Consider the following 24335-nt stretch of genomic DNA (forward strand, 5'->3'; position numbering starts at 1 on the left):
GGCAACTTCAGCGACAGGCGTTGAGCTCTCCCCTGTCAGCGGCGATTGATGAATTCCGTTCGCCGCCCGCCGTTCCGCTTACCACTACCATTCCGGGCCGCAATGAGACCCAGACCCGGGCGCAGTTTTCACCCTCCGCAATCCGAGCACATCCCCACACATCCGAACAGGTTCCGCCCGGCCTACTTTTAGGCCGGCAGAGTTCCTACCCAGCAGGGACAGTGGACTGCAACCGGAAAGGGTCCGCCTCCCCTCCACCGACCCCCGGCCGACCTCCCACCGACCTTCCACCCAATTCACGTATCAGCCGTTGCGTAAAAACATGAGACTCAGTACGGCACCCCTCAACTGACCCTTACACGACGGGAGTTCATGTCCACCATGTACATGCATGACGTTGCGGTGGTCGGTGCCGGCTTCGCCGGTGTGACTGCGGCCCGGGATCTCGGCATCGCGGGCCACTCGGTGGCACTGCTCGAAGCACGCGACAGGATCGACGTCGGACCTTCTCAGCTGAGGCGTTCGGCCGCTCCGTCGAATTCGGCGGCGCCTACGCGCACTGGCCCCAACGGCACGTCTGGCACGAACTGGAGCGCTACGACATCGGCCTGTCCACACCCTTGCGGATCGAGAAGATCTACTCTCCCCGCAAGACCGGGACGTGCTCGGCGGCGTGCTGTCGTCGCTGGTCCACTCCGCCCGCGAGCAGGGCATCGCACAGTTCCCCTTCTGGGCCGCGACCAGCTTCGGCGACTGGGACGCGTTCATCGAAATCGCCAGTCACTGGCCGATCCAGGGCGGGACCAAGCGACTGCTCGACGCGATCGTCGACGAGACCAAGGCCGAACTGCGCCTGTCCACACCGGTGACGGCGATCGAGGACGACGGGTCCGGGGTCACCGTGACCACCCGCGAAGGCGAACGCCTCGGAGCGCGGCGCGCCGTTGCGGCACTGCCCCTCAACGCCCTGAGCGACGTGACCATCGCCCCTCCGGTCCCTCGATCGGTGCGCACCATGATCGAGCAGAAACAGCCGATGAAGACGCTCAAGATCTGGGCGCGAGTCAAGGGCGAGATCGAACCCTTCGCCGCCAACGCCCCGGTCGGCAAACACCCCATCAACACCGCCAGGACGGAATACCGGCACGACGGTGACACCTCGTCGTCTGCTTCTGCTCCGACGCCTCGGCGATCAACGGTGCGGACCGCGAGGCCGTGCAGCGCGCCCTGCGGACCTTCGCCCCAGACATCGAAGTGGTCGACACCGCCCATCACGACTGGGTGACCGACCCGTTCTCACAGGGCACCTGGATGCATCACCGACCGGGGAACCTGACCCGGGCCGCGCCCCTGATGCGTGAGCCCCACGGACGCATCCACTTCGCAAAGGGAGGGCGCCGCCCGGGCGGGTGGACGGATCACGAACCGGACGTGCGAGAGGTGCCCTGGGTCGGAGAGATCAAGGCGACGGCGGAGTCGAGGAGTGCCTGGACCCGGCTCGGCGTGAACCTCTCGGGCTCGAAGGGGAACATCACCATCCACCCGTCGCCGATCGCACTGAGGTGGTCGGCGAGCAGGTCGGCGGGGATGTCGTCACGGATAGTGCCCTGCGCCTGCCCGGTCGCGAGGATCGAGGCGTACACGCCCCGGTAGCGGGTGTAGCGCTGCTCGATGAGGGCGGCGAAGGCCGGTTCGTACCGTGCGTGGGCGAGCAGTTGGGACATCACGGGCCAGAACTCGGGATCGCCGATGGTCCGATCCAGCCACCACTCGAAGAGCCCCTTGACGTCGGTCTGGGCGCGGCTGGCTTCGAGCATCGCGTCGTAGCTGTCGAACCGGCTCTCGGCCAACGCGACGACCAGCGCTTCCTTGTTCGCGAAGTAGTACGTCACCGCCCCGGTCGTGCACCCCGCGCGTTGGGCCACCTTGCGCAGCGATGCGTTGGCGTAGCCCTCCTCCGCAATCACCGATGTCGCCGCCTTCAGCAACTCCGCCCGCTTCACCTCGTGGTCACCGGTCGGGCGCCCACGCCGCACGACCGGCGCGGATCCGCCATCGCCACTCACTCGTCGGCCCTCCTCTTCGACACCTCGCGATTCTGCCACACACTTCACATAACACCTGTTGTGTAAATCAATGAGGGTCCTTACCGTTCTCCCAACTCCCGATACGAAGGAGGAACCACCGATGGACGAGTCAGTGCGGGCAGCGTTCCGGAACGACGGCGCCGCCCTCCTCAAGGACTGCCTCGACGAAGCCCAGTTGGCACGATGCCGCGAGGCGTTCGACTGGGCCGTCGCGAACCCCGGCCCGAACGCATCCTCAATGTTCGACGGGACCGAGCAGCAGTCACACGTCGACAACGCCAATCCGCTCGCCAAGGACCGGCTCGACGCCATGGTCTCGTCGATGCCGTTCAGCCGGCTCTTCGCCGACCTGTGGGGGTCGGAGCACGTCTGGTAGTTCGCCGAGGAGATCTTCCTCAAGGCCGGCGGACGCGGCGCCCGCAGCGCCTGGCGCCAGGACACCGCGTACCTGCCGTGGGCCGGCCAGCACTGGGCCAACGCCTGGATCAGCTTCCAACCGGTCCCCCGACAGAACTCGTTGGAGATCGTCCGGGGCTCCTACCGCGGCATCCAGTACGACGGGACCACTTTCGCCAACCCCGACGATCCGACCGAACCCCTCCACGGTCACGGCGTCCTGCCCCGCCTGCCAGACATCGACGCCGAGCGCGCGATCGACCCCGACGCCCACGACGTGCTCTCGTGGGCCATCGAGCCCGGCGACGTCCTCGCACTGCATCCCCGCTCACTGCACGGCGGCGTCGGCGTCGATGCCGGATGCCCGGACCGCCACACCCTGGTCCTCCGCTTCTTCGGCGACGACGCGACGTTCCGTCCCCTACCGGACGTGAACGAGCACTTCGCCCGCAACGGCGTCCTCTTCGTGGACGAGATGGCGAAGTTGAACCCGGGAGACCCGTTCCGCTCACCCGTCTTCCGCCAACTCCTCTGATCGGATCCGCAATGGCTTCCCACGACACGAAGCGCCAATCGATCAACCCGCCCCCCACCCGGGCGATGTACGACCAGCTGCACTTCTCGCAGGCTACCCGGGTCGACGACCTGATCTGGGTATCGGGCCAGGTGGGCGTCGACGCAACCACCATGCAGCCCGCCGACGGCATGGGCGCCCAGGCCCGACTGGCGTTCGGCGGCGTACAGACCGTCCTCGAAGCCGCCGGAGCGAGCCTGGCCGACATCGTCGAACTGACCACGTTCCACACTGATCTCCGGGGCGACATAGAGGAGTTCGCCCGGGTCAAGGACGCATACCTCCCCGACCGCTATCCATCGTGGACCGCCGTCGGAGTAACCCAACTAGCCCGCCCCGAACTACTGGTGGAGATCCGCGCCATCGCCGTGGCCGGCAGCGGCGACACCTGACCCAACCGCTCGTCAACCAACTGCTGACCCACCAGCCGACACAAAGACGTGCACGTCAACAGAAGAAGTCGACCCGACAAACACCGCACGCCTCCACACGCCACACGCCACACGCCACACGCCATCAAGACGAACTGCGCCTGAGGCGGGCGGTCGCGTCCGCCCGCCTGATCCTGACCCGCGAGAAGCTGCTGGGTGCGCTCGGGGTGTTCACACACGGAGGCGAGACCTGCCTCGACGGCATGAGGCGCACCGGCTTCGCCGCGAACGCTCTGGCGGCCGCGGTACACAATCTCAAGGCAGCTGAAGCCGCGGGCCTGGGACAGCCGAGCTTCTATGCCCTCGCGCAGGTCGCCGCAGACAACTTGGTCGGCCGGCAGTACCAGCGGGACAGCAGTTACAAGGTGAAACACGTGGAAGGGCGACGGATCACCAATCCCGCCCTTCCACATGCCGGTCACCTCTCCGGCTTTCGCCGCAGAGGTGACGGACTCCCCAAGGGCGGCGGTGCACTCATCGCCTCTGCCCTCAAGAGCCATTGAGGAACTGCCGCCGGTCAAGAACAAGTCCCGGTGCCCAGACGGCGGCTCGGCACCGGGACTGACTGCCCCTACTTCTGGAAGGCGCCGTTGTTGCATCCCATGCTGGAGCCCAGCTTGCTTTGCTGGGCACCCGCGGAGCCCTCGCCGTTGAGGGCGCTCCCCAGCACGCCGTCGAGGACGCCGACCGCGCCGAGGACGTCAATGTTCAGATCGTGCGACCGGCACTGGGTGCCCTGGGAGACGTTGAAGAGTCCGTCCTTGCCGCCTCCCCTTCCGCCCTCCTCCTCGTCGCTGGAGAAGGAGTTCGTCCCGCCATGACTCCCACCATGGGCAATTGCAGTGCCGGCACCGAGGAGGCCAACGCTGCCCAGTACGGCGATCACAACGGCGGCCTTACGAAGCTTGCGCATTTCATCTCCGGTAGGTCGAACGGAAGCGATCAGAAGTTGATCGACTTCGTACGGCTATGAAAACTAATGCGGAATGCGCCCCAACTCCGCTGTGACACGCTGAATTTCACGACTGCCACGAACTGAATCCGCCCCGCTTATCGGATAACCCGCGCTCTCGACAGTATCGGGGGTGGGCATCAGCCGCAGTACATGGATCGGGGATATCCGGGCGGCACCGTTCGCCGATTCCCAGCTTTTCCGTGACGTTCCCCGGCCGCCGCACGCCTTCTCGCCACGGCTCACATCTGCACACGCTCCACGACCGAATCGCCCCAAACCACCCAGAGATAAAGGCCGTTCGTGAGGAACTTCCGTGCGATGAGGGGCAACATGCCTGGTGTTCGTCGTGTCGGGCCGGCCGCCGGGCCGCCAGGGGTTCACGAGCGGTACGGATCGAGCGGCCTGATGGCGTGCAGGCGTCCCGCGACATCGTCGCCGATTTCGAAGTCTGCGGTGTGGAACTGGTAACTACCCGTCGGCAACGAGACGGATAGCGTCTCGGCCTGCTCCAGAGAATTGCCCGGGATCGTTGCATCGAACATGATCAATGGGTCATGGACGTCGAGCACGGGGCCTTGGTGCCAGTTGTCGATGCCATCGAACGACCTGCGGGCGCCGTCGATCAGTGCCTGCTCGGACGGTGCATAGCTCCATTGGAGCAAGCACTGGAGATCTGGCAGGAACGTGGCAGGCAACGGCTCGTCCGCCACGACGATGCCCGGCACTTTCTGGGCTGCCGGGCCGAATTCCACTCGCCCGACATAGTCTTCAACGAGACACGCCTCGTCGTAGTCATCCCCTTCGATTCCCTGCCAAACGGCGGCATGAGGGGCCGGGACGATGACGAACGGGCCGCCGGTGGACTCAATCCATTTCGTCGGGCTGTGTACCGATTCAGCGGGAGTTTCCATACCCTCCGTCACTTCCCCTTGCTCTCGTACAAGGGCCTCATGATAGGCGCGAGCTGCCTTGCCCAGCCCGCTTGCTGCCGGCTGCACGGCAGGCATTGCGGGTAGAGGCGCTGCGGTGTCCCGTCCGGGACCCATGAGCTGATGGGTTGATGGTCGGGCACGAAGTTCCCGCCCTTCGACATCGGGTCCTTGGAACCGCATGTGTGGCAACCGAATTGCTCACCAAGGTCGTTGACCTGCCGTCGCTCCTCAGCGGTGAACTTCTGGGACTTGCTCTGCGCTGGGATGGACTCCTGAGCGTAGTCCCCGACGGTGCACACCTGCTCGGGGTCGCTGCGCTGGGCCTTCTTCTTCGGGCAGCTCTCGGGGGACAGTCCCAGAGGGTCGGACCAGCTGTGGGGGTTGTGCGGATAGGTGGCGGGATTCGGTGCGGGCTCCAGGCCGAGCGGATCGGGCGTTGCGTAGCGCGCCGTATCGGGGTCGTAGTGGCGGTGGAAGTTGTAGTGGAGGGCGGTTTCCTCGTCGTCGTATTGGCCAGGAAACCGCAGCGGTGTGTGGGCGGTGGCATCGCGATTCCGTGCAGTAGTTCCCCAGAGCGTTCTACGGGAGTACCAGGCAACGTGTCCGGTCTCGTCGACGAGGTCCGTGGGGGTACCGACGAGATCGGTGATGATGGCGAAGAAGCGGGAGTCGATCTCGGACTGGTCCCAGCTGAGCCGCCGCTCGGTCTGTGTCAGGGGGCGATGGTCATCGTGATCCCAGGTCAGCGTGACGCCGGTATGGGGAGTGGTCTGTTCCGCGAGGCGGGTGCCGTCCCAGGTGAAGAGAGTTTCTTCCGCGATCGAACCGTCCGCCGCCAGCCGACGCTTGGCGGTCCTGCGGCCCAATGGGTCGTATGTGTAGTTCCATACCGTCCCGTCCGGGGTGGAACAGGCGATCAGGCGGTCTTCGGCATCCCACTCATAGCGCCAGGTATCCGGTTTCTTTGACAGCCGGGTTTTCTGGCGTTGGAGGGTGCGCCCGGCGCCGTCGTATATGTACTGGATCCTGCCAGCGGTCAGAAGTCGGGTGCCGGAGTATGTGCGCTCGCCACGAGCGGCGATGCGGCCGGCGCGGTCCGGCCACTCGGCCGTCGTCTGATTGCCGACCGCGTCGTAGGCATACGACTCGGACCAGTTCTCCGCCGTCACGGCCACCGGTCGACCGACCTGATCCAGATCGAAGTGACTTTGCGTTCCTCTCAGCTCATCGATGACGGCCGTGAGGTAGCTGTCGGAGCGGTAGCGGTAGGCACGCGAGCGGAGGGTGTGGGTTTGTGTGGCCAGCTTCTGGTGGACGGGCCGACTGCGCTCGTCCCAGGCAGTGGTGAGCATGACGACGTCGTGCGCGGTGCCGAAAGCCCGATGCACTTCACGGCCCAGTTCATCGTGTGTGAACGCCATCCTGTGCCCGTGCACGGACATCTCTGTGCGATTCCCGGCGAGGTCGTAGGCAAGGTGTGTGGCCACGCCCGTGGGGGTGACGCGGGAGATGCGGCGGCCTTCGCCGTCATAGGAATAGGTCGTCGTGCGACCGTCCACGGTCTCTGACAACACGCGGCCCATGACGTCTCGTTCGTAGGTCAGCGTGGAGGTCGGGGATGCGGCACCGATGAGGTCGCCGGCCATGTTGTAGCGGTATTTAGTGACCTCGCCCGCGGCGTCCTTGCTCATCAACTGGCCCACCGGATTCCAGGCATAGGTGATGGTCTGCCCCAGCGGATTGGTCCGGGACGTCGGCCGGCCGGCGGTGTCGTACTGGTAGGTGACGGTGCGATCGTCGAAATCCGTCTCGGATATCAGACGTCCCGCCGCATCGTAGAGGTAGTCCCAGGTGAGCCCCTGCGGATTCCGAACGCTGGTCACTTGAAGTTCGGTGTCGTAGGAGAACTCGTACCGGACGCCGTCGGGGCCTGTGCGCGCCGCCAACTGGTCGAAGTGCGTGTACGCGTAATGCGTGAGGCCACCGTTGGTGTCGGTATGCGACAAACAGTTTCCCTCGCCGTCCCACGTCCACGACTCCTCGCGGCCGTCCTGCACGATGCGCCGGGTGGGATTGCCTTCGACGGTCCACTCCAGTCGGACGATCGCCCCGGTTGCATCAATCAGCTGTGTGACATGCCCAAATGCGTCGCGGACGACGGACGTGGTGTTCCCCAGCGGATCCCTGATGGCCGTCGGCAGTCCTGCGTCGCCGTTGACGAAGTGCCTTGTTGCCCCCGTCGGATCCGTGACCGCCGTAACAGCCCCGGCCGCATCGTAGGTGAACGTCGAACGCGCGCCGTCCGGAGTGGTGACCGATGTGCGGTTGCCGTTGCCGTCCCACTCCTGCTGCCACACCGCGCCATTGGCGCCGGTTATCTCCACCGGCAAGTGGAGCGCATTGCAGGTGATCGTCTGCACACTGCCATCGGGCAGTTGGATCGCCGTCAGGTTGCGGTCTTCATCCCATACGTATCTGGTGACGTTTCCAAACGCATCCGTGGAGGAGAGGAGCTGGTCCCGGTTGTCCCATTGTTTCCTGCTGGTGTTGCCCAGGGGATCGGTCTCGGCCACGACTTGAAGTCGTTCGTTGATCCGGTAGTAGCTGGTGTGGCCAAGGGAGTTGGTGGCCGTGGTGATGCGGTGGCCGGTTTCGGGGTCGGCTTGACGGTATGCGTAGTGGTAGCGCAGGTGGCCTTCGGTGCCACCCTGAGAAACGCAGCGGCCGCTCGGATCGTAGGTGTACTCGTAGCGGCTGCCGTTGGTATCTACCCAGGCGGTCATCCGATGGAGATCGTCGTACTCATACCGGCCAGGAATTCCGCAGGATGTGGTGACCTCGGTGAGGTTGCCCATGTCGTCGTGTCCGTACGACACGACCAGGGCATCACCCCCGTCTTCCGCGCCGCCGGCGAGGTGCAGTGCTGCAACACGGCCCTGTTCGTCGCAGGTGAACTTGAGGTGGTAACCACCGGAGTGCCTGATGGCGAGCGGAGCGCCGGTCTCTTCCTCGTAGTCGAAGGAGAGGTAGTTGCCGTTGCGATCCGTTAACTCATCGAGCAGGGCCGAGCCGGGGTCGTGTGCGGCTTCGGAGAAGTATCGCGTGTGTCCGGTCCTGGGATTTTCAATGGCCCAATCGCCCTGAGGTGTGCGGAACAACGGCCAGCGAGGTCCGTGGGCCGGCAGTGTGCGCTGACCAGGTTCAGGCGGATCGTAGGACAGCAGCATTCCGTCCTCGGTGACGAAGACGATCCCCTGCTCGTCGATCTCCAGGCGCTGGTCAATCGTGGAGGACCACGACGGCCCTATGTGCCGGCCGACGCGGTACGAGGACTCGAACTTCCGCACAAACCGGAGAGGCAGGATGCCGGGAAGGGACACGTCGGTTTCCGTCAGGAAAACGTCTCCGGTGGCGACGTCCACCGGATCCCCGCAGTCCTCCTTGGCGTTCTCGGGTCGGGTGTTGTTGTTCGGATGGTTCTCGTCCTGCTGCTCCCGCGTCTTGCTGTTCGTGCCCGGGTGTTTGGACTTGCCTCCTGTTGCGGTCGGATGAGGGCTTTTAGAGGTCTCCTGGTGCCCGCGCTCCTTGAGGAGTTTGTCGAGCTCCGCAGCGTGTTTGGCGTCGTTCTCGGCATGGTTGGTGGCGACCTTCTTCAACCTGTCGCCCGCCCCGTGGTAGAGGTCCTGGACGGCCTTGCTCGCATCCTTCGCCAGCGTTTTGCCCAGCTTCTGCGCGCCGCGCTCCAGTGCCTTGACGATCGGATTGCTCATTCGAAGCTCGCCCCCGCAGCGTTCGACTCGAATTCGGCGGCATGTGAAGCCACCGTCCGCGCATGCGCATGCGCACGCAGCTGTTCCGCGCGTGCGTGTAAGACCTCCGGATGGATGGAGAAACTCTCGCCCTCCCCCGTATTTCCTCCCGCTGCGCCGCCGTCGGAGACGCCGAGGGAGGAATCGCCGGACTTGCCGGACGCGCCGGACTGGCAGACCAGGCCGTCCACGGCCTTCCGGCGGTCTTGACGAGGGGATCGCCGGCGGCTTCGACTACCAGCGCCTCAGCCGCTTCCGCGATTCCGAAGGTGGCGGCAGTTACGGCCTGGTCGGCGACAAAGGTGACGGCCGGCACAAGGAACGACACCACCTGCTCCGGCAGCTCGATCGCCATACCGTCCCCCTAGTTGACAATCCCCGCAGCAAGCTCACCAGAAGATCTCCAAGAGGGCGCAAGTGAGAGGCAAATAGATACCCCCGGAAGGGTCAATGACGTCTCTATGGCGGCGGATTGACGAGAATCCGTTGGTGCCCAGAATCCGCAGATCCATTCCGCTGTGCTGGGCGGTCCCCAACGCGCCTGTTGGCCAGGGATGTTCGCGCCCTCAGTCGATTCCGCGATGCCGACAAGACCGGGCCGCCGCCGGAGGGTCTCGGCTACCTCAGGCTGCTCCTTCCCGCGCCATTGGCGTCGAGCAGTGCCCAGTGCAGCGCGCAGTGCAGCGCCCAGTGCGGTGGGCAGTGCTCGCCAGGTCGTACGGTCAGTGAGACCTCTTGCAGAAGAGGGGCAGCGTCGCGGACGAGGGCCACGCTGTTCGCGCGGATTACGGCAGCCGCGGGCGTGGTCAGCTCCTTACGGCTCGGTTGACGGCGGCCATGACGGCGTGGATCGACGCAGCCAAAATGGAGGTGTCCCAGCCCGCTCCCCAACAGGTGACGTCCCGCACCCGGCACTCGGCGTAGGAGGCGGCGTGGCTGCCCGGTCCCGTAGTCGTGGCGTGCTCTGCGTAGTTCAGGATGTCGATCGGGATCCCGACGGAGCCGAGGGCGTCGGCGAGGGCGGACAGCGGCCCGTTTCCGGACCCCTGGCAGTGGTGCTCCCGGTCGTCGATGTGCAGGACGCAGGCGAACCGGTGGTTGCCGGGGGCGGTTTCCGTGGTGTTCCAGGAGACCAGCTGGACCGGGCCGTCCTCGGCAGGGCTGAGGTACGTGGTACGGAAGAGTTCCCACAGGTCCTTGTGCGACAGTTCCCGCCCACTGGCGTCGGACACCTGCTGCACGGTGCGGGAGAAGTCCGGGCGCATCGTCCTGGGCAGGTCCAGGCCGTGCTGGGTGTGCAGCAGGTGGGCGATACCGCCCTTGCCTGACTGGGAGTTGATGCGGATGACTTCCTCGTACGTGCGGCCGATGTCGCCCGGATCGATGGGCAGGTACGGCACCGCCCAGGGCGCGTCCGCGACGCCGAGTCCCTGGTCGGCGGCCTGCTTCGCGTGGTGCGCCAGGCCCTTGGCGATGGCGTCCTGGTGGGTGCCGGAGAAGGCCGTGTGGACGAGTTCGCCACCGTAGGGGTGGCGCGGGTGGAGCGGCAGCCGGGTGCAGTGCTCCACCACCTCGCGTACAGCGTCGATATCGGAGAAGTCGATCATCGGGTTCACGCCCTGGGTGTACAGGTTCAAGGCCAGGGTGACCAGGTCGACGTTGCCCGTCCGTTCACCGTTGCCGAACAAGCAGCCCTCCACCCGCTGCGCACCTGCCAGCAGGGCGAGCTCGGCACAGGCAACTCCGGTGCCGCGGTCGTTGTGCGGGTGGACGGAGAGGATCACCGCTTCGCGTCGGGCCAAGTGACGGTCCATGTAGGCGATTTGGTCGGCGTACACGTTGGGGGTCGCGACCTCCACCGTCGCCGGCAGGTTGTGCACGACCGGACGTTCCGCGCACGCCTCCCACAGTTCGGTAACGCTGTTACAGACCTCCAGGACGAAGTCCGGTTCCGTGAGGTTGAACACCTCGGGGGAGAACTCGAACCGGATGTCCGCCGCGGGCCGTTCCTCGACCCGCCGCAGCAGATGGGCGGCCGCGTCCAGGATCAGTCCGTGCACCTCGGAGCGGGACCGGCCCAGGACCACGTCCCGCCAGGTGGGCGCGGTGGCCGTGTAGAGGTGGACGAGGGTGCGCGGAAGCCCCTCGATGGAGGTGACGGTGCGGTCGATGAGGTCCCGGCGGGCCGCCGTGAAGACGGAGATGGTCACGTCGTCGGGGACCGCACCGCCGTCGGCCAGGTGACGGACGAAATCGAAGTCGGTCTGACTGGCGGACGGGTAGCCGACCTCGATCTCCTTGAAGCCCATGGCGACCAGGAGGTCGAACATCCGCCGCTTGCGTGCGATGTCCATCGGTTCCGCCAGCGCCTGGTTGCCGTCGCGCAGGTCCACCGGAACCCACAGAGGGGCGCGCTCGATCCGACGGGAAGGCCAGTCCCGGTCCGTCGGGGGCAGGGCGACGCGTTCGTGCACCGGCTGGTAGCGATGGTGCGGCATCGCACTCGGTCGTTGCGGATTCCACCGTGGTGCGTCCACCGGGATCTCACCGGACGGAGTGCGCAAGGTGGGGAACTTCGTGGTTTCACAGGAGCCCATGTGGCGGAACTTCTCTCGGTCGGCCGTCTGACGACCGGCGCAGCCTGATACCCCGCTACGGGGTGCCGGTCGTGTCAGGCCCCGCAGCGGCAGCCGAGGAGAAGGAGCTCGTGCAGCAGCATGCTGAGTACAGTAGCCGCCGCCAACTCCTCAGACAACCTGAGGAACTTGGAGAGGTGGAGCCGAGGTGTCGCCGGACGCCCTACGACCAAAGCCTCTGGCGCGTCGGGGGGGGGTTGGTGAGGGTGGTTCGTGAGGATGGTTGGGGGTTGGTGAGAGTGGTTGGGTGGTTGGTGAGGCTGGTTGGGTGGTTGGTACCTCTCAATGAAGGTGCGGCCGTGGTCGTCAAGTCGTCCCCACCCCTTGCGTGGCCGGTCGCCCGGTTCGCCTGGCGGTAGCCCCGCACCGAGTAGACTCACCACTCGCATAGTCAGACAACCTGAGAGGTGATGGCGGAATGCCGCTCAGTGCCCTCCGTCCCAGTCCGCTGGTCGAACAGGCCACCCAGCACCTGCGCGACCAGATCACCGGGGGACAGTGGCCGGTGGGGACCAAGCTGCCGGCCGAGACCGCCCTGGCCAAGACTCTCGGCGTGGGCCGCTCCACCGTGCGCGAAGCGCTGCGCGCCCTGGCCGGGGCCGGTCTGGTCCAGGCCCGCCAGGGCGCCGGAGTCTTCGTCATCGCCACCGAGCCCGAAGAGGACTGGCCCACCCGGCTACGGCGCGCCGCGGTCACCGACGTCTACGAGGTCCGCATGCTCGTCGAGGTGCAGGCCGCGCGCCTGGCCGCGCAGCGCCGCACGAAGGTCGATCTCACCGCCATGCGGGCCGCCTTGGAGGCTCGCCGCGCCGCGGCGGCCGGCGATGACGCGGCCTTTGTCGACGCCGACATCGCACTGCACGCCGCGGTCGTAGCCGGCGCCCACAACCCCGTGCTGAGCGACCTGTTCGTCGAATTCGTCCCCGCACTCCGCACGGGACTGATCGGCCTGCTGGACATCCTCGACCTCCGGACCCACGAACCGAATCACGGGGACGAAGCCCACGAGGCCCTGGTGCGGGCCATCGAGCGGGGCGATGCCAACGCCGCCAGCAGCGCCCTACAGGCCGAGTTGGAGGAGACCCTCGCCCGCCTGCACCGCCTCTGAGGCACGGCGGGCGGGATGCCGGACCGGGCCTGGCGGTCCGCCCGGCTCCCAGCAAGAAGGAGAACCACGGAGAGCCCGACGCGATCCGGTCGATCGTCCAACCTTGCCCTGCCGCAGACACAGCCACAGTTGCAGTTGCAGTTGCAGTTGCAGTTGCAGAAGACAGGCACAGGCACAGACACAGACATTGTCGGTCTCGCTCACCGGTGCTGTGAGCGACTCCTCGGGGAGAACTGCGACGGCTACCTGGAACGCCGGTTCATCCATGCCGCAACCAGGGCGCCGGACAGGTTGTGCCAGACCGAAAAGACCGCGGCGGGGAGCGCCGTCAGTGGGGCGAAGTACGTTGCGGCCAAGGACGCAGCGAGCCCGGAGTTCTGCATGCCGACCTCAAAGGCCATCGCCCGGCTCGCCGCGGGGTCGAGCTTGGCGATCCTGCCGGCTGCGTAGCCGAGGGCAAGGCCCAGGCCGTTGTGCAGTACTACCGCCAGCAGGATGACGGCCGCCGCGCCCTTGAGCGCGGAGGCGCTTGCGGCCACGACGATCAGGACGATCACGCCGACGGTAACGGCGGACAGCCAGGGAAGGGCAGGCAGGCAACGGCGGACCAGTCCGCTGGCCAGGCGTCGTACGAGCAGGCCGGCGATGACAGGGACCAGCACGGTCTTCAGGATGTCCACGACCATGGGGGCGGCCTCGACATCGAGAACGTGTCCCGCCAGCAGCAGGGCGAGGTACGGCGTGATGAAAGGGGCGAGGATCGTGGAGACCGTCGCCACGGACATCGAAAGCGCGACGTCACCCCGCGCCAGGAACGTCACCACGTTGGACGCCGTCCCGCTCGGGGCGCATCCGACGAGGATGACTCCCACGGCCAGTTCAGGGGACAGGTGCAGCAGTTGGGCGATGGCCCAGCCGAGGCCCGGCATGATGACGTAATGGGCGACCAGGCCGAGGCCGACGGCCCAGGGCCGCTTGGCGACGCTATGGAAGTCCCGCGAGGTCATCGTCAGCCCCATGCAGAACATGATCAGGCCGAGTAGATAGGGGATGGCGGGCTTGCCTTGGGCGAACGACGAAGGCATGGCCAGGCCGAGGCCGCCGGCGGCGAGCACCAGCAGCGGGAAGACGGTGACTGCGAGCCGAGCCGTCCGATCGGCCCCGGTGGCGTCATCGGTGGGAGGCCCGGCCGCTGCCGGGGTGGTTGTCCTGCTGGGGTCCTGAAGGTGTTCCATGTCGGTATGTCTCCTGTTTCCGCGTCCGCCATCGTGTCCGTCACGGGTGGTGACGCGCGAGAAAACGCTCAATCCGGGAAATGACTGGGGTGAGGTCGTGGGTGCTGGGCAGAGTGAGGAGCCTGAAGTGGTCGGGGTGGGACCGGCTGAAACCGGTTTCGTGCATGAGCATGATCAACACCTTCCCCTCGCGTGGCAACTCACGGCGGACCGGCCGACTTCTGTCACCGGATGCACGGCCGGGGCGAGGTGAGGAAAGGCGTAGCGAGCGCCGTTCGGTTGGACGCCTGGCACGCCGGGACTCCCCGGCACCGTCACACTGTTCGGCAACGCGCGCGGTGTGCCTGGACCATGTACGCGATGGAGTCGGCGATCAACTCCCTGGAGGTCTACAGGGGGACAGGCATGACGAGGCCGCCACCTTTCGTGTGGGAGTGCGGAAACGTCATCAGTTTCTCCAGCCCACGAGCACGACAGGAGTGGCCCACGAGCCATCATGTGCAACTATCGGGCCGCGGCTGTTGCAGCTCCCCACCAGGTAGCGGTTCTCGCCCTCGCACCGGTGGCCGCGTTCGACCTCAGCATTCCGGCCCAGATGCTCGCCACCGTGGAATCCCGCGCGGGCTTCGCGGCGTACCACGTGCGGACCGCAACGCCGGACGGCTCTGCGGTGCCGACGGCGAACGGGTACGGCGTCACCCCCCAAGGCGACCTGTCCCTGTTGGAACACGCCGACACCGTGATCGTCGCGGGCACCCGCTCCCTGAACCTGCTCGACGACGGTGCACTGGATGCCCGCATCGCCGAGACGTTGCGGGCGGCGGCTCAGCGTCGAGCTCGGATGGTGTCCCTGTGCACCGGGGCGTTCGTCCTCGCAGCGCACTGCCACATGAGCGTGCGGACCTTCACCAGGCGGTTCAGGCAAGAGACAGGTCTGTCCCCGTCTGAATGGTTCACCTCCGCCCGCTTGAAACACGCTCGCCACCTGCTGGAATCGACGGACCTACCCGTAGACGACATCGCCGCCAAGGCCGGTCTGGGCAGCGGAACGAACCTGCGGCAACACATGCGGATCACCCTGGACACCACCCCCTCCGCCTATCGGCGGGCATTCCGCTCGACCACCGTCACGCGCCACCCTCGATAACCTTGGCGGCCGGGCCCACACCGGTCGCAACGATGTCAACGCGGGCCGGTCAGACGCCCCGTCGGACAGCCCCCAGTACCCCAGTCCGCCGTACCTGTCCTGCCGCCGCCCTGCAAGGCGTGGACCGCGCATTCCTGTTCCCGGTCTTCGGCGCCCTCGACGGCTTCCTCGCCAGCGCCAAGGAGGCCGGTACGCAACACATCGTGCTGCTCTCCTCGGATTCCGTCACCTTCTCTCAGCCCGGCTGGATCGGCGAACGGCACCTCGCCTGCGAACAGGCCGTCGCCGCCTCCGGGCTGTCCTGGACCTTCGTTCGCCCCACCGTCTTCATGGCCAACGACCTCGGCTGGGCCCACCAGATCCGGCACGACGGAACCGTACGGGGCGTATACGGCAGCGCCGCCATGGCCCCGGTCGACGAGCGCGACATCGCCGCGGTCGCCGCACACGCCCTGCTCACCGCGCAACCCGGCAAGTCTTACGAACTCACCGGACCGCAAGCACTCAGCCAGATCGACCGGGTCCGCATCATCGGCGAGACCCTCGGCCTCCCGGCCCGCTTCGAAGAGGTGCCCCGCGAAGACGTCCGCCGAGGGCTGCTCGACCGCTTGCCGCCCCCCGCCGCCGACTTCCTCCTGGACCAACTCGCCGCCACCCAGGCGGAACCGACCCCCGTCCTGCCCACCATCGAGCAGGTCACCGGGCACCCCGCCCGCACCTACGCCGAATGGGTCGCCCATCACGCCGCGGACTTCGGCGGCTGATCCTCGAACGACTGTGGAGGCGCAACACGCATCGCAATTCCCCACAGTCACAGAGACACGACTCACCCACGGCCTACGTGAGGCTGTAGTACACGGCGCCCGACCGAGCACCTCGGCCGGGCGCCAGCGCGTTGAAGTGGCTGAGACCCGACAGCTACCTCGGCACCCGTCATCCCAACCCGCATGCCAGGCGGCGCCGCTCACGGAGTGCGGAGCGGCGGTATGACAGCAGTCGCTTAGCAGGACCGCAGGTCGAGGCGGTCCGGGCAGTCGGTCGTACGCGGTGCGCCGCTGGTCTGGTCCGTGCCGGCGTCGCCCGCGCCGGCGCGTGCCTTTGCCACGGTTCCGTCATCGTGTCCCCTCGGGGGTACCCTCTGTTCCCCCTTTGGTGCTGCAATGCATACAACTGGACTGCTACGTACGGAGGTTGCACGGTGCGTTATGTGCGCGATCTGGTGCGCGAAGTGGTGGCAGAGCACGCGGCCCACGAGTTACCGCTCGTCGACAGCCTGCGGACGTTGGACGACGACCGGGTCGTCCGCACCCTCGGCGGGGGCGGGCAGCAGCGGGAGCCACTCGGGTTCGGCTTTGCGGAAATGTCCGCGGTGGTCACTCCGGTGGTCTGGCTCGTCCTCGATCAGGCGGCCCGCCGCACGGTCGACCAGGCCACGGAGGGCCTGTTGGCGCGCGGCCGGGCCGGCGCGCGCAAGCTGCTGCGCCGGGCGCCGGACACTGCGCACCGCACGCTGATCGCGCTGGATCCCAGCGAATTGGCGCTGGTCAGAGCGCACATCGTGGAACAGGCCACCGAGCGGGGCGCCGACCGCCGGGAGGCCGAGGCGCTGGCCGACAGCGTCGTGGCGCGGATCGCGACGGCGCCGGCCGACGAGGACCGCCCCGACACCCCCGACGCGCCCGACACCACCTCGTGAAGGCCCTCGCCGCGCTCCGGAGCGCGACCGGGACCGGCCCCCGCTTCGCGCTGCTGATGGTCCTCGTCGTGGCGTCGAGCACCCCCACGCTCGACGCGCTGCTCCAGGACGTCCCGATTCTCCTCGGCCTGCGCGACGGCCGCGAGGGCCTGCACGGCCCGTCGGGCTGTCTGTACGCCGCCGGATTCGACCCCGGCAGCAGCGATCTGGAGAACCTCCTGACGGCCCTGAGCCGGCCGGACACCCTGCACAAGTGCATCGGCGACCACACCCTCGTCCCGTACCGCGGCGCCCTCGCCACCCTGGTGCTGCTCGCCCTCGCGGCGGGGCTGTACTGGTGGCTGCCGGCGGCCCGCGAGCGGTGGCGCCGGATGGTGCCGCTCGAAACCGTCGACGCCGACGGCACACTGCGGGCCGAGCTCGCCGCACTGTGCGACCGCGCCGGCATCCGCGCGCGGTTGCGCTTCCGCGTCGACCCGGAGCGGACGACCTCCGGCGCCAGCGTCTACGGCCGCTCCGGCAGCTACACCGTCTCCCTGCACTCCGGTCTGCTCCCCCGGCTCGGCACCGACCCCGAGGGCTTCCGCGCCGTCGTCCTGCACGAACTCGCCCATGTGCACCACCGCGACGTGGACTACGCCTATGCCAGTACCGCCCTGTGGCGGGCCTACGTCCTGCTCGCCCTGATCCCGACCTTCACCGTGACCGGCTGGGTCCTCGTCCTGGCGCTGTCCGGCACCAAGTCCCCGTGGTGGCCCGGCGCCGCGGCCATGATGCTGGCCCCCGCGCTGGTCGGACTGTTGCTGGCCGGGCTGGTGCACCTCGCCCGGGCCGACCTGCTGCGGCGGCGCGAACTGTTCGCCGACCGCCGGGCGGTCGCCTGGGGCGCGGACGCCGCCGGCTGGCAGCGCCCCGACCCCGCCGGGTCCGTGGCACCGTGGCTGCGTCGGCTGACCGCGCTGCTCGGGACCCACCCGCGGTGGGAGGAGCGCCGCCGCGCGCTCGACGACACCGGCCGCCTGGACCGGGTCAGCCCCCTGGCGATGTTCCTCACCGGTATCTCGGCGGCGCTCCTGCACCAGTCCCTGATGACGCTTCCGGCCCTGTCCGACGGCCCGGCCACCTTCTGGATCACGGTCGGCGCGGTGGCTCCGGTGCTCTGCTTCGCCCTGGGCCTGCCACTCGTACGGGCCTCGGGGACGGCCGACGGAGACGGGCGGTCCGCCGCCGTGGCGGGCCTCTGGCTCGGCTTCGGCCTGCTGCTGGGCGAGTTCGTCTCCAGCGGCCAGCACCGGATCGACTGGATGCTGCCACGGCCCCAGTACCTGCTCGCGTTCCTGCTCATCGCGGCCGTGCCCGCGGTGTGGTGGTCCCAGTCCCTGCGCCTGGCGCTCGCCCTGCCCCGTCGCGGACAGCGCTGGACGGCCGCGGGGTGCTGCGCGCTGGTGACCGCGACGGTTCTGTGGGCCGGGCTGCGGTGGTGGCGGACGGGGGGCGAGACGCTCTCCTTCGGCGCCGTCGACCGAAGCGCACAACTGGCCGCGTACTACGCCCGGACGGTCCCGGGCGACTGGCACGGCTACGGCCCGGACCTCTCGGCCTTCACCACCGGCCTCGTCGTCCTCACCCCGCTGAGCGGCGAGATCCTGGTTGGGGCCGGCGCGCTGCTGATGTGGCTGGTACCGCTGGTCCTCGCCCTGCTCCAGCGCACGGGCCTGCCGGGCACCGGACTGCGGCTGCGCCGGACGCTCGGCGCCGGTCTCGCCGGGGCCCTGGTGTGCGGGGCCGGCCTGGTCCTGGCCCAACTCATGATGAACCAGTCGCGGCCGGCGACGCCCAAGGGTCCGGCCGGCCCCTTCGTCCTCATCCATATGTGGTGGGTGATCGTGACGGTCCTGGCGGCCTGCCTGCTGACGGCCACCGTGGTGGCCGCCCGGGCACGCCGGCACTGGCTGCTGCGGGCGCTGCTCGCCGCGCAGGTCGTCCAACTGCTCGCCTACGCCGAGGTGTTCCTGCTCTTCTCCGCCGACGGCTGCCTGGGACCGCTGAACACCGCCTTCGACGTGTGCCTGTGGCGCCCCCACAACGGCCTGGTCATCGACGGCCCGGTCATCTCCCTCACACTCGTCAACGCCGTCCTCGGATCGGCCTGCGCGGCGTTGGTGGGGGCGGGTCTGGCGTGGGCGGTGCGCCGGTTCCGCGGCCGGCCGACCGCGGACAACGCCGCAGCATCGGCATCGAGCACGGCCGTCCGCCCGCCCTCGATGCTCCTGAAGGCGGGCACGCTCCTCACGCTCGCCGTACCGGCGGTGGTGCTGGCCGCCGTGACCTTCACCCAGGCAACCGCCCCCGACGACTCCCGCCTGTGGCAGGACGCCGGCGATGCGGCCAGGAAGCAACGCGGGCCCGCCCCGCCGGCGCAGGCACCGGAGACCCGCGCCTGGCAGGCGGCGTCCTGGCTGAACGACGGCGGGACCCGGCATGCACAGCAGATCAACGCCGCCTCGGTCGCCCTGGACTCCCAACTCCTCAAGTCCGCCTCGGGGAAGCGCAACGCTGACGGGACGGTCGCGCTGGACGAGAAGGCGTTCCACCGCCTGTGCGGCGCCCTGGGCCAGCGGGTCGAGGAGGCCCGGGACTACTTCCCCGTCCCGGACCGGAACCTCCAGAAGAACTGGTCCGCCGCCCTGAACCAGGTGCACCACGGGACCCAGGACTGCCAGGAGGCGACCGACCCGCCCAAGAACGCCCCGCACCGAACCGACGCGGAGCGCGAGCACCTCTTCACCACATCCCTCAACGAGATCGTCAGCGGAATGCGCACCTTCGGCACCACGGTCCTGAACATCAAGAAGACCGCCACGTCGCCGACCAAGTAACTCCCACGGCACGGGCCACCGGGCGTGAGCACCCGCACCGTCTCCTCGATCCCCGCGGCCCGACCGGCGGCATCGGGGATGTTGCGCATCGCCCTACTGCCCACCCCAGCGACGAACCTCCCACCCGGGCTTGACCGTGCGGTGGGGTGGCCGCAGACCTCCCCGCCCCAGCCTTCACCGGTGCGGACCAGAGTGGGGGTGTAGGTGGCGGGCGCGAGACGGTCGACCTCTTCCCACTGCCTGAGCCAGTCCCGCAGGACGGTCAGGGACGGGGAGTCGGGGGCGTCGGCGTAGATGGTGATGCCGTCCGTGGATGGCGGCGGCTGTCGTGGTCGACGCGCCCGAGGGCGCACACCTCCCGGATCATCGTCAACAGCGGGTTCCCTTGAGTCACGGTGAGTGCTCCTTGGGTGTTGGAGGCGTTCGTCCGGACGGTTTCGAGTGTGCGACGGCGGATGCCGCCACCGCGAGGAACGAGGAACGAGGAATGTGGTCCGGCGGCCCGGCCGGGTTTACGAGTCGCCCGGGTTCGGCAGCTCGGCGGTGGGCCTCGGGCGCTGCGCTGGAGGGTTTCGCGGGCGATGGTGCCGGGGGCACCTTCTTCTTCTGCGGCGAAGGCGGCGAGGAACGTCCTGTCCTGTACGCGGACTCGGAAGGAGGCGCGGCGCTGGTTGCGGTCGGCCTGGCCGAACTCCTGCGGCTCCTGCTGGTCGCCCCGTGGTGGCGTGACTGCCAAACGTTCACCGCCGAGGAAAGCCGTCGGCTTGCGGCCGAGTGTCTGGAGGACATGCCGGACCTCGTGGCCCGAAGGGACCGTGCCGCCGGAGCACTTGGCCTTGTCCTTCCCACTGAAGGGGACGTCCTGGCCCGTTTGCGGGAGGTGGCCCTCGGGATCGGAAAGGACTTCGTCCTCGTCTTCACGCCGGAGGGCGAACCTTACGATCCTTTGATCAGGGGCTGAGACGCATCATGGTGGCGGACGGCACGAGCCGTCGCGCCATGACGGGGGGGGAGCCGGCGGTGGTAGCGATGTGGCCGGCGCATATTGCCGCTGATGCGACCGGAGTCCCGTGGTACCGGTGCGAGTCCAACAACCCCGGCGAGGCGGCCTGCGCTGCCGAAGGCGGCCACGTCCCCACCGGTGCAGGCGACGAACTCCGCCCCAGGCAAGGGGCCCATACGGGGCATGCCGAGGATCGCTTCCGCGCCACGGAGTTCCCGGAACCGAGCCGCGACAGTCGCCTCGCGCCGACGCGGCGCAGGCTGGCCGGGCCGGAACGCCGCTTCGCCTCCATGCCCCTCAGCGGTGGAGATCTCGTTCGGCGCTGGGCACTTCGCAGCCGCTGACGGCGGGGCCAGCGGCCCTCTTCACACCGCGATCCGCCACCACCACCGATCCCCGACCGCACAGACCGCACAGACCGCACAGACATGGTGCCTGACGCTGCTGACCAACTCGGTGGTGACCTGGACGACGGAGTACTACGGCCTGGCCATCGCCCAAATGCACGCCGAGGCCGCGCAGTCGACGACGAACTCCTCGCACACCACTCCTCGGCCCACAGCGAGAACGTGAACTTCTTCGGCACCATCAACGTCGAGATCGATACCGCACTCGCCAAGTCGACCCGGCCGGCTACCGGCCATCGCTGCCCCGCCGCCCGAACCGGGCCTGAGAAACCGGAGAAGGGAACACCAACAGGCTGGTTCGATACCGATGCTGTGCTACCAGTTGGTACTTATCTGCTTGCGCTGCGCGCCGGAGTAGGCGGGGCCGGTGTAGCGGTACAAGTCCTCGGTGGTGGCGTTGGTAGCGAGCAGGTCGGTGGTGCCGGTGCCGGGAATCGCGACGAGGTTGGTCATGGTGTTCCAGTTGGTGCCAATCTGCTTGCGCTGCGAACCGTGATAGTGCGGCGCGTAGTAGCGGAATAGCTTGCCTGCGCCATCGACAGCGAGGATGTCGGCGGTGCCGTTGCCGGAGATGTCGCCGATGCCGACGATGGTCTTCATGGTGTTCCAGCCGGTGCCGATCTGCTTGCGCTGCGAACCGTGGTAGTGCGGCGCGTAGTAGCGGAAAAGTTTTCCTGCGCCATCGACGGCGAGGATGTCGCCAGTGGCGTCGCCGGCAGCGGTGACCTGGGTCATGGTGTCCCAGCCCGTACCGACCTGGGTCCTCTGGGAACCGTAGTAATTCGGGCCGTAGTAGCGGTATGCGTTCCCGGAGCTGTCGATCGCCAAGATGTCGTCGGCCGAGTCTCCGATGGCGACAAGGTTCTTCATCACGCTCCAGCCGGTGCCGACCTGCGTTTTCTCGGAACCGTAGTAGTTCGGCGCCGAGTACCTCCACAGATTCCCCGACTGGTCCACCGCCAGAATGTTCCCCTCACCCACACTGACCAGGTTCGACATCGGTTGTGTCGGCACCTCGTAGTACAGATTCCCGGCATGCGCCTTAAGCGCCGCCTTCAGTTCAGTCCGCTGTTGGTCCGTCATCGGTCCAAGGACGCAGATGGGGATTCGCCCGACTAGCCCGCTTCTGCGGACGACGATCTTTCCTGGATGCGACGGGGGCCACCCGGCCGGACGGGACGGGGACGAACTCGCCCCGTCGATGGTGAACTGGACATGGAGGCCGGTGTACTCATGGAGCTTCACGGTGAAATCGGAGGCATCGAAGAATTTTATCGGGGCGACGATCTCTTCGATGGTGACCCCTCGCACATGGTTCCACCGGTATTCACAGCGGCCGGCGGTGCTGGTGGTCGCGATGCCCTGGGACCCAATGCGTAGGGACCAGCCATTGGTCCTCAGCCGGTACGTCACTGTAGAGAGCCAGAGAAGAATACCGAGCGCGAACAACCCGAAGACGATTGACAGGACGAACCATGCCATCCAGCCGTCGTCCTGCCCGGTCCCGAACGCGACGTGGTGCATCAGCGGCGGTACGACAACGCCCGGCGAGGAGAGCGCCAGCCCAACTTTGGCAAAGCCATCGAAGCAACCCTTGCCCGAGGAATTGGTGTAGGTGGACAGGGGATCCTTTCCCGTCCACGAGATGGTGAAGGGAGCTGCTGGTTTGGACGGTTGCTGTGTGACGTCCGGGGTGGTTGTGCCCGGCTGCGGGGGCAGTGGCGGTGGCGGCTGCCCCGCTGCCGTCGGCGGGATCGGGGCGCCTGTCACCTCGTGCCGGGCATCTGATGCGTCTTCCGGGCCACGGTCAGGGCCCGTCGTCGAAGGCTCATCAGATACGTTCCTGGCAACCGGGCATTTGTCGGCGGTATCCGTGCCGCGCTGGTTGGGGTGCGGGAGGTTGCGGGATATCAGCCGGTGCCGCAGGAGCGGGTACAGGTCCGCGAAGGTCAGCACGGGTGGAGCGCCGACAATCCCCGCGGTGATCAGGTCGAGCAGTTCCTCGGTAAAGGGGGTACGAGTGCCGGCTTGTCCCGCGTGCGCAGTGCGGTCGGCCGCGGTGAGGGTATAGGTGCCTCGTGTGTCGGTAATGTCGGCCAGGTGCTGCTGGTCCCCTGAAAGCACATCGATGGCGCGCCCGGAATAACAGCAATCCAGCACAACTGCTTTGACCCTGGCGGGGCTTTCACGCAGGATGCTCCGGATCTTGGAGTACTCCAGTCCGGTGATGTCCGGTTCGTCGGCGCTGGTGTCTTTCACGGCCAGGACGAGTTCCCCGTTCGATGTGACGGTGCCGTGGCCGACGAAGTACAGCAGCAGCACACCGGTGGTGCCCTGAGCATGGCGACGCAGGTCAATCATCACCCGACGGCAGTCGACTGGATTGCGCACAGGAATGACCTGGTCGCCGGGCCAGCCGCCCAGATCCTTGTCGACGAGCATGCGGTGCATATCCGACAGGCTGTTTTCCGCGGCGGGAACGGGCGGGAACGACGGGTCCTGGTAAGCGGAGACACCGATCAGAACGGCCCGGGATCCGGACCGATCGATTCGATCAGTTCTCGGCGACATCGTCACCGCTCAACACCTGGGTGATCAGGCCCACGGGATCCTTGACACGCCGGGCATCGATCTCGACCCTGCGGCCGTTGGCGGTGAAGGTCACCTTGACGTCCGAACGCCGGGTGCGCAGCCATGCGGACAGTGACTGGGCCAACGCCACGCCAACACCGCCGGATCCCACGGCGACGCTGATCACGTCAAGCCCGCTGCCGAGCTCCGTCTCCGCTATGTCTCCGCGTACAAGCTGGATTGCGCCCTCCAACTCACGCTCCGCGCGAAGCCAACCGGCAAGCGCAGCCAGCTCACCGATCTCGTCGCCACCCCTGATACCGATTACAGCGTCCATGACGCTCCATCATTTCAGTCCGATCGCCAACAGGAAGGAGATTGGACTTATTCGACCACCGGCCCGGACCTGACGATGACTGTTTCGTAGGTGGTCCTCCTTTCAACACCGCGCCACCACAGCATCCGCGCA

General features: G+C 67.5%; 20 protein-coding genes and 3 pseudogenes. 14 read left to right on the forward strand and 9 right to left on the reverse strand.

Going from position 1 to position 24335, the window contains the following annotated elements; translation table 11 throughout:
• Nucleotides 1-387: 387 nt before the first annotated feature.
• From ACO0M4_RS32335 to ACO0M4_RS32345, 3 genes and pseudogenes are all read left to right on the forward strand, one after another.
• A pseudogene (locus tag ACO0M4_RS32335) lies at nt 388-483 on the forward strand (FAD-dependent oxidoreductase); the annotation flags it as partial.
• Between the two features lie 178 nt (nt 484-661).
• A complete protein-coding gene (locus tag ACO0M4_RS32340; protein ID WP_430374628.1) occupies nt 662-1285 on the forward strand; it encodes an FAD-dependent oxidoreductase in 624 nt (207 codons plus the stop codon).
• Nucleotides 1255-1326: pseudogene (locus ACO0M4_RS32345) on the forward strand (hypothetical protein); the annotation flags it as partial. The gene ACO0M4_RS32340 and the pseudogene ACO0M4_RS32345, both read left to right, overlap by 31 nt.
• A gap of 92 nt (nt 1327-1418) precedes the next feature.
• Here the strand turns inward: ACO0M4_RS32345 and ACO0M4_RS32350 are convergent.
• Nucleotides 1419-2066 carry a TetR/AcrR family transcriptional regulator gene (locus ACO0M4_RS32350; protein ID WP_430374629.1) on the reverse strand — a complete coding sequence of 216 codons (648 nt, stop codon included), beginning with the start codon at nt 2064-2066 and terminating at the stop codon, nt 1419-1421.
• A 121-nt stretch (nt 2067-2187) separates the two neighbouring features.
• On the opposite strand from ACO0M4_RS32350, the gene ACO0M4_RS32355 reads away from it, so the two are divergent.
• The 4 genes from ACO0M4_RS32355 to ACO0M4_RS32370 all read left to right on the forward strand — a co-directional run bounded on the left by ACO0M4_RS32355 (nt 2188) and on the right by ACO0M4_RS32370 (nt 3991).
• Entirely contained in the window at nt 2188-2463 is a 276-nt protein-coding gene (locus tag ACO0M4_RS32355) for a hypothetical protein (RefSeq protein WP_430374630.1), read from the forward strand.
• A 12-nt stretch (nt 2464-2475) separates the two neighbouring features.
• Nucleotides 2476-3018 carry a phytanoyl-CoA dioxygenase family protein gene (locus tag ACO0M4_RS32360; protein ID WP_430375341.1) on the forward strand — a complete coding sequence of 181 codons (543 nt, stop codon included), beginning with the start codon at nt 2476-2478 and terminating at the stop codon, nt 3016-3018.
• 11 nt (nt 3019-3029) lie between these two features.
• Entirely contained in the window at nt 3030-3449 is a 420-nt protein-coding gene (locus ACO0M4_RS32365; RefSeq protein ID WP_430374631.1) for a RidA family protein, read from the forward strand.
• Between the two features lie 242 nt (nt 3450-3691).
• Nucleotides 3692-3991: a hypothetical protein gene (locus tag ACO0M4_RS32370; protein WP_430374632.1), complete on the forward strand. Its 300-nt coding sequence runs from the start codon at nt 3692-3694 to the stop codon at nt 3989-3991.
• 68 nt (nt 3992-4059) lie between these two features.
• Here the strand turns inward: ACO0M4_RS32370 and ACO0M4_RS32375 are convergent, their stop codons facing one another.
• The 4 genes from ACO0M4_RS32375 to leuA all read right to left on the reverse strand — a co-directional run bounded on the left by ACO0M4_RS32375 (nt 4060) and on the right by leuA (nt 11781).
• A complete protein-coding gene (locus ACO0M4_RS32375) occupies nt 4060-4401 on the reverse strand; it encodes a hypothetical protein (RefSeq protein ID WP_430374633.1) in 342 nt (113 codons plus the stop codon).
• Between the two features lie 419 nt (nt 4402-4820).
• Nucleotides 4821-5354: an Imm21 family immunity protein gene (locus tag ACO0M4_RS32380; protein WP_430374634.1), complete on the reverse strand. Its 534-nt coding sequence runs from the start codon at nt 5352-5354 to the stop codon at nt 4821-4823.
• 8 nt (nt 5355-5362) lie between these two features.
• Complete coding sequence (locus tag ACO0M4_RS32385; RefSeq protein ID WP_430374635.1) at nt 5363-9145, reverse strand: DUF6531 domain-containing protein; 3783 nt, start codon at nt 9143-9145, stop codon at nt 5363-5365.
• Between the two features lie 845 nt (nt 9146-9990).
• Nucleotides 9991-11781: a 2-isopropylmalate synthase gene (leuA, locus tag ACO0M4_RS32390; RefSeq protein WP_430374636.1), complete on the reverse strand. Its 1791-nt coding sequence runs from the start codon at nt 11779-11781 to the stop codon at nt 9991-9993.
• Between the two features lie 457 nt (nt 11782-12238).
• Between leuA and ACO0M4_RS32395 the strand changes: the two genes are divergently transcribed.
• Nucleotides 12239-12928: a FadR/GntR family transcriptional regulator gene (locus ACO0M4_RS32395; RefSeq protein WP_430374637.1), complete on the forward strand. Its 690-nt coding sequence runs from the start codon at nt 12239-12241 to the stop codon at nt 12926-12928.
• A 242-nt stretch (nt 12929-13170) separates the two neighbouring features.
• Here ACO0M4_RS32395 and ACO0M4_RS32400 read toward each other — a convergent pair whose 3' ends face one another.
• The gene (locus ACO0M4_RS32400; RefSeq protein WP_430374638.1) at nt 13171-14163 is read right to left on the reverse strand and encodes a bile acid:sodium symporter family protein; all 993 of its coding nucleotides are present in this window, start codon (nt 14161-14163) and stop codon (nt 13171-13173) included.
• A gap of 496 nt (nt 14164-14659) precedes the next feature.
• Here ACO0M4_RS32400 and ACO0M4_RS32405 point away from each other — a divergent pair, with 496 nt between their 5' ends.
• The 5 genes from ACO0M4_RS32405 (at nt 14660) to ACO0M4_RS32425 (ending at nt 20846) form a co-directional block, all read left to right on the forward strand.
• Nucleotides 14660-15310 (forward strand): helix-turn-helix domain-containing protein, encoded by a 651-nt coding sequence (locus tag ACO0M4_RS32405; RefSeq protein WP_430374639.1) that lies wholly within the window; start codon nt 14660-14662, stop codon nt 15308-15310.
• A 119-nt stretch (nt 15311-15429) separates the two neighbouring features.
• The gene (locus ACO0M4_RS32410) at nt 15430-16074 is read left to right on the forward strand and encodes an NAD-dependent epimerase (RefSeq protein ID WP_430374640.1); all 645 of its coding nucleotides are present in this window, start codon (nt 15430-15432) and stop codon (nt 16072-16074) included.
• A 434-nt stretch (nt 16075-16508) separates the two neighbouring features.
• Nucleotides 16509-17006, forward strand: coding sequence for a hypothetical protein (locus tag ACO0M4_RS32415; RefSeq protein ID WP_430374642.1), 498 nt, complete (start codon nt 16509-16511; stop codon nt 17004-17006).
• On the forward strand, nt 17003-19885 hold the full coding sequence (locus ACO0M4_RS32420; RefSeq protein ID WP_430374643.1) for a M48 family metalloprotease: 2883 nt from the start codon (nt 17003-17005) through the stop codon (nt 19883-19885). Before ACO0M4_RS32415 ends, ACO0M4_RS32420 begins: the two co-directional genes overlap by 4 nt.
• A 487-nt stretch (nt 19886-20372) precedes the next feature.
• Complete coding sequence (locus ACO0M4_RS32425) at nt 20373-20846, forward strand: hypothetical protein (protein ID WP_430374644.1); 474 nt, start codon at nt 20373-20375, stop codon at nt 20844-20846.
• Between the two features lie 50 nt (nt 20847-20896).
• On the opposite strand, the pseudogene ACO0M4_RS32430 reads toward ACO0M4_RS32425, so the two are convergent.
• Nucleotides 20897-21109, reverse strand: a pseudogene (locus tag ACO0M4_RS32430) (transposase); the annotation flags it as partial.
• Nucleotides 21110-21191: 82 nt separating this feature from the next.
• On the opposite strand from ACO0M4_RS32430, the gene ACO0M4_RS32435 reads away from it, so the two are divergent.
• The gene (locus ACO0M4_RS32435; protein WP_430374645.1) at nt 21192-21461 is read left to right on the forward strand and encodes a hypothetical protein; all 270 of its coding nucleotides are present in this window, start codon (nt 21192-21194) and stop codon (nt 21459-21461) included.
• A gap of 149 nt (nt 21462-21610) precedes the next feature.
• On the opposite strand, the gene ACO0M4_RS32440 is transcribed toward ACO0M4_RS32435, so the two are convergent.
• Nucleotides 21611-23866: a caspase, EACC1-associated type gene (locus ACO0M4_RS32440; protein WP_430375342.1), complete on the reverse strand. Its 2256-nt coding sequence runs from the start codon at nt 23864-23866 to the stop codon at nt 21611-21613.
• Entirely contained in the window at nt 23850-24203 is a 354-nt protein-coding gene (locus tag ACO0M4_RS32445; RefSeq protein WP_430374646.1) for an effector-associated constant component EACC1, read from the reverse strand. Before ACO0M4_RS32445 ends, ACO0M4_RS32440 begins: the two co-directional genes overlap by 17 nt.
• Nucleotides 24204-24335: the final 132 nt, after the last annotated feature.

The sequence above is a fragment of the Streptomyces sp. RGM 3693 genome (assembly GCF_050471125.1).
Classification (GTDB): domain Bacteria; phylum Actinomycetota; class Actinomycetes; order Streptomycetales; family Streptomycetaceae; genus Streptomyces.